This is a genomic window from Kluyvera sp. (genome assembly GCF_965301105.1).
The window spans coordinates 1-5,825 of the sequence record NZ_CBDKZX010000134.1 but is presented as its reverse complement, the minus strand read 5'-3'; the positions used below and the strand labels follow the sequence as shown (position 1 = coordinate 5,825).

4 protein-coding genes and 1 pseudogene are annotated in these 5,825 nt (G+C 55.6%); 3 read left to right on the top strand and 2 right to left on the bottom strand.

The genetic code is table 11. The annotated features are described in order from the left end of the window. Positions 1–372 (top strand): annotated as a pseudogene (locus ACW14G_RS21945) (5-methyltetrahydropteroyltriglutamate--homocysteine S-methyltransferase); the annotation flags it as partial. A 50-nt stretch (positions 373–422) separates the two neighbouring features. On the opposite strand, the gene ACW14G_RS21940 reads toward ACW14G_RS21945, so the two are convergent. Beyond that, positions 423–1,886: a glycoside hydrolase family 1 protein gene (locus tag ACW14G_RS21940; RefSeq protein WP_249022493.1), complete on the bottom strand. Its 1,464-nt coding sequence runs from the start codon at positions 1,884–1,886 to the stop codon at positions 423–425. Positions 1,887–2,319: 433 nt separating this feature from the next. Further along, the gene (locus ACW14G_RS21935) at positions 2,320–3,132 is read right to left on the bottom strand and encodes a dienelactone hydrolase family protein (RefSeq protein ID WP_163448186.1); all 813 of its coding nucleotides are present in this window, start codon (positions 3,130–3,132) and stop codon (positions 2,320–2,322) included. Positions 3,133–3,369: 237 nt separating this feature from the next. Here ACW14G_RS21935 and udp point away from each other — a divergent pair, with 237 nt between their 5' ends. Next, positions 3,370–4,131, top strand: coding sequence for a uridine phosphorylase (gene udp / locus ACW14G_RS21930; RefSeq protein ID WP_064546475.1), 762 nt, complete (start codon positions 3,370–3,372; stop codon positions 4,129–4,131). Positions 4,132–4,271: 140 nt separating this feature from the next. Next, the gene (gene rmuC, locus ACW14G_RS21925; RefSeq protein ID WP_249022492.1) at positions 4,272–5,681 is read left to right on the top strand and encodes a DNA recombination protein RmuC; all 1,410 of its coding nucleotides are present in this window, start codon (positions 4,272–4,274) and stop codon (positions 5,679–5,681) included. The last annotated feature ends 144 nt before the right edge of the window (positions 5,682–5,825 follow it).

Here is a 5,825-nt window from a genome sequence, read left to right as displayed (position 1 = left end):
GTGGCGAAGGATGAAACCCAGATCCACACCCACATGTGTTACTGCGAGTTCAACGACATCATGGATTCCATTGCCGCGCTGGACGCGGACGTGATCACCATTGAGACCTCTCGCTCTGATATGGAACTGCTGGAATCGTTTGAAGAGTTCGACTATCCGAACGAAATCGGGCCGGGCGTCTACGACATTCACTCGCCGAACGTCCCGAGCGTGGAGTGGATTGAAGCCCTGCTGAAGAAAGCCGAGCAGCGTATTCCCGCTGAGCGTCTGTGGGTGAACCCGGACTGCGGCCTGAAAACCCGCGGCTGGCCGGAAACGAGGGCGGCGCTGGCTAACATGGTCAAAGCAGCGCAGAATCTGCGTCAGGCGTAAGTCACGGAGGGCAGGCGTTATGCCTGCCCGTCCATCAACCGGCAGGTCGCTTAGCTCATGTCAGCGCCATTGCTGGCAATCACTCTCTGATACCACCAGAAAGAGTCTTTGCGCAGACGCTGGAGAGATCCGTTGCCTTCGTCGTCCTGATCAACATAGATAAAACCGTAACGTTTTGACATCTGCGACGTGCCAGCGCTGATGATATCGATACAACCCCAGGTGGTGAATCCCATCACCTCCACCCCTTCATGAATGGCGGCCAACGTTTGCTCAAAGTGGGCGCGGAAATAGTCGATACGGTAATCATCGTGAATTTTACCGTCCACCACCACGTCTTTCGCGCCCAGGCCATTTTCAACGATAAATAGCGGCTTCTGGTAGCGGTCATACAGCTCAAGCAGCGAAATTTTCAGGCCAAGGGGGTCAATCTGCCAGCCCCATTCCGAGGCGGGCAGGTAGGGATTTTTCACGCCCAGCACGGTGTTGCCGGGAATACGTTCAGCATCGGGCTGCGTTGATTCGGTCATCGACATGTAGTAGCTAAAAGAGACGAAATCGACGGTATGCTGTTTTAAAATGTGGCGATCTTCATCATGCATGACAATCTCAATGCCGCGACGTTCAAGATCGCGCAGGATCAGCGGCGGATATTCGCCAAACACCTGTACGTCGGCATAGAAGTAATTTTCGAGATTCTTCTTCAGCGTCGCCTCGACATCCTCCGGGCGGCAGCTGTGCGGATAGGTGGTGAGCTTGGTCAGCATGCAGCCGACCTGGCTACCGGGGATAATCGCATGGCAGTCGCGGGTGACCAGCGCGGACGCGACAAACTGGTGATGTAGCGCCTGGTAGATATCTTGTTTTGCCTTGCCCGGCGCGCTTTTCTCTTCGCGGATCCCGGCGGTAGTAAACGGGTGGCGATGAATACTGTCGATTTCGTTAAACGTCAGCCAGTAGCGCACCAGATCTTTATAGCGCTCGAAGCACACTTTACTGAAACGTACGAAGGCATCCACGACGTTTCGGTGCACCCAGCCGTTATACTTTTCACTGAGCGCCAGCGGCATTTCATAGTGTGAAAGCGTAACCAGCGGCTCGATGTGATGGCGGCGCAGCTCACGGAACAGGTCTTCATAAAATTGCAGCCCCGACTCGTTCGGCTCGGCGTCTTCGCCGGTGGGGAAGATGCGCGACCAGGCGATGGAGACGCGCAGAACCTTAAAGCCCATTTCGGCGAACAGTGCGATATCCTCTTTATAGTGATGATAAAAATCAATGCCGCGACGTTTCGGATACAACGCATCGTTTCGGCCCAATAGCGCATCCTGTACGTTTTCATCCGTCAGCGCGGCGTGGCCGGCATAGTCCTTCAACGACAGGTTGGGTTTCCAGGAGATGGCATCGGCGACCGATGGCCCTTTACCCGCCACGTTCCATGCCCCTTCGGCCTGATTTGCGGCGATCGCGCCGCCCCATAAAAACCCCTGCGGAAACGAGAGAGATTTTGCCATTACACGAACTCCTTAAGCGTCATAATAATCTGCGGGTTGGAATGTTTTTCGTCGTGGCCGTAATGCGACAGTGTGAAGCGTTCGCTGTTGGTTACCACCATCACAAATATGTGGGTCACCGTCCCGCTCGCAGGCCCCTGTGAAGGAGATGATTTTGCGAGAGAAAACATCGTCGTTAACTTTTTCAGGGGAATAATTTGCCCTTCAACGGGGCGAATAAACGTGAGCGGAGCCGCTTTTTTGGTAGTCTTGCCGCGCCGCCCACCAGGGCGATGATATCCAGTGCCGTCTGTAAAGGGGTGATGTCGGGTCCCTGCCAGCAGAGCAAAAAAGACCTGAAGCCGAACGTCTCTCGAAAGAGAAGATCGACTTCAGGTCTTGCCTGTGGAGCATCGTGATACGCCTGTGCTTACCACGCTGAACGGCGAGCGGCTTAACCCTTTTTACCGTTGTACTGCGCGAACCACGCTAGCATGCGCTGCCAGCCATCTTTGGCTGACTCTTCATGATAGCTGGGACGGTAATCGGCGTTAAATGCGTGCCCGGCCTCGGGATAAACCACGATTTCCGCTTTCGCGTTCGCTGCACGTAGCGCATGGCGCATGGTTTCCACGGTATCAAGTGGAATGCCGGTATCTTCGCCGCCGTACAGACCGAGCACCGGGGCGCTGAGATCAACCGCCACGTCGACCGGGTGTTTCGGGCTGTTCAGCGATTTATCGCCCACCAGTCGGCCATACCAGGCGACGGCGGCCTTAAGCTGCGGGTTATGCGCGGCGTACAGCCACGCAATGCGCCCGCCCCAGCAGAAACCGGTAATTGCCAGTCGGTTAGCGTCGCCGCCGTTGCGGGCCGCCCAGCTGGCGACATGATCGAGGTCAGCCAGCACCTGCGCGTCGGGCACTTTGCTGACCAGACCGCTGAACAGCGACGGAATGTCGTCATAATCGTTCGGATCGCCCTGGCGGAAATAGAGCTCCGGCGCAACGGCCAGATACCCCTCCAGAGCCAGACGTCGGCAGATATCACGGATGTGTTCGTGGACGCCAAAAATCTCCTGCACTACGATGATTACCGGAAGCGGCGCATCGCTGTGTTTTGGTCGAGCGTGGTAGGCGGGCAGCAGATCGCCTTGTGACGGAATGGAGGTTTCTCCCGCCGTAATCGCCTCTTCGGGCGTATGAACGATGGTCGAGGCATGAGGTGAAGCCGCAGGGGCAAATCCAGGTTGTTTGTTGGTTGTCATGGCATTCTCCGTACCCTTTTAATGAACGCATAGCCGAATTACAGTGCCTTAATGCGGCGCATTTTTGTGCAGCAGGAATTAACAATAACTTGTTAATGTGATGTGAATCACTAATTGCGTGGAATTTAATGTAATATTTTTAATTCTTAGTGATGGTAATCACGAAAAAGAGTTGTGGTCTTCTATAAAGTACATTTTTGCTTCTTCTGACAAAACTGAACCACAGAGGAGTTCTTTATGTCCAAGTCTGATGTTTTTCATCTCGGTCTCACTAAAAATGACTTACAAGGGGCCACGTTAGCGATTGTCCCTGGTGACCCGGAGCGTGTGGAAAAGATCGCCGCGCTGATGGAAAAGCCGGTCAAACTGGCATCTCATCGTGAATTTACCTCCTGGCGTGCCGAACTCGACGGCAAGCCGGTGATCGTGTGCTCTACCGGTATCGGTGGCCCATCAACGTCTATCGCCGTGGAAGAGCTGGCGCAACTGGGTATTCGTACCTTCCTGCGCGTGGGCACCACCGGGGCGATTCAGCCGAACATCAACGTCGGTGACGTGCTGGTGACGACCGCTTCCGTCCGTCTGGACGGCGCGAGCCTGCACTTTGCGCCGATGGAATACCCGGCCGTTGCTGATTTCGCTTGTACCACCGCGCTGGTTGAAGCGGCGAAATCTGTGGGGGCAACCACCCACGTGGGCGTAACCGCCTCTTCCGACACCTTCTACCCGGGGCAGGAACGTTACGACACCTTCTCTGGCCGCGTGGTGAAAGCCTTCAAAGGCTCCATGGAAGAGTGGCAGTCTATGGGTGTAATGAACTACGAAATGGAATCAGCCACGCTGCTGACCATGTGTTCCAGCCAGGGTCTGCGTGCGGGGATGGTTGCCGGCGTTATCGTTAACCGTACCCAGCAGGAAATTCCAAACGCAGAGACCATGAAGCAGACCGAAAGCCACGCGGTGAAAATCGTGGTGGAAGCGGCGCGCCGCCTGCTGTAATTTCCCTTCCCTTTGCGAAAGGCCGACTTGTTCGGCCTTTTTCTTTTTGCGTAGACGCTCGCAGGAAACTGCTTTAAAACTGGACGTTTATACAGCACAATCCTATTTTTTGCAGATAACCGGTTTATGCAGGGGGCATTGTGGATATTGCCGTGGTGATTTATGCGCTGGTGGCGCTGGCGGGGATCGCGATTGGCTGGCTGGCGGCGAGCTATCGCGTGGCGCAGCAGCGCGCGGAGCAGTTAGCGGAAGAGCGTGATGTGTACGGTGAGCTGAGCGCGGCGAAACAGCAGATTGCCCAGAATGCCCACTGGCGCGAAGAGTGTGAGTTGCTCAATAACGAGCTGCGTAACCTGCGGGAAATCAACTCGTCGCTGGAGGTCGATCTCCGGGAAGTGACCACGCTGCTGGAAACCACTCGCCAGCACGGCGATGAAAAATATCGGCTGATGCTCAACAGCGAGCAGCGCCTGAGCGAACAGTTTGAAAACCTCGCCAACCGCATCTTTGAACAGAGCAACCGCCGCGTTGATGAACAGAACCGGCAGAGTCTGCACGGCCTGCTTACGCCGCTGCGCGAGCAGCTCGACGGTTTTCGCCGCCAGGTGCAGGAGAGCTTTGGCCAGGAGGCGAAAGAGCGCCATACGTTGGCCTATGAAATTCGTAGCCTGCAAGAGATGAGCGGCAGGATGATGCAGGAAGCGGTCAACCTGACCCGAGCGCTGAAGGGTGACAACAAAACCCAGGGCAACTGGGGCGAAGTGGTGCTGACCCGCGTGCTGGAGGCTTCCGGCCTGCGGGAAGGGCACGAATACGAAACCCAGGTGAGCATCAATACCGATGCCAATTCGCGCATGCAGCCTGATGTGATCGTCCGTCTGCCGCATCGCAAAGATGTGGTGGTCGACGCCAAAATGACGCTGGTGGCCTACGAGCGCTACTTTAACGCTGATGATGACTACACCCGCGAAGCCGCGTTGCAGGAACACATTGCCGCGGTGCGTAACCATATTCGCCTGCTGGGACGCAAAGACTACCAGCAGTTGCCGGGCCTGCGTTCGCTGGACTACGTGCTGATGTTTATCCCCGTCGAGCCGGCTTTCCTGTTGGCGCTTGACCGCCAGCCGGAGTTAATCAGCGAAGCACTGAAAAACAATATTATGCTGGTGAGCCCCACCACGTTACTGGTGGCGCTGCGTACCATTGCTAACCTGTGGCGCTATGAACATCAGAGCCGCAATGCGCAACATATTGCTGAACGTGCCAGCCGCTTATATGACAAAATGCGCCTTTTCGTGGACGACATGTCGGCCATCGGCCAGAGCCTCGATAAAGCCCAGGATAACTACCGTCAGGCGATGAAAAAACTGACCAGCGGGCGCGGCAACCTGCTGACGCAGGCCGAAGCCTTCCGCCACCTTGGCGTAGAGGTGAAGCGCGAGATTAATCCGGATTTGGTTGAGCAAGCGACGGCGCAAAACGATGATTTTCGTCTGCGTGACGACACCGACATGAATGATGACAATCCGTTAGCGGCGGAACGCCGTTAATCCGGCGTCGGAACGGATTTCGTAACGGGGTGGAATCGTAGGGCAATTGCGCCCAATCTGTTACACTCCATGAACATTTTCTTGATAAGCAGGCATAGAGATGGTTGAGGATTCACAAGAAACGACGCACTTTGGCTTTCAGAC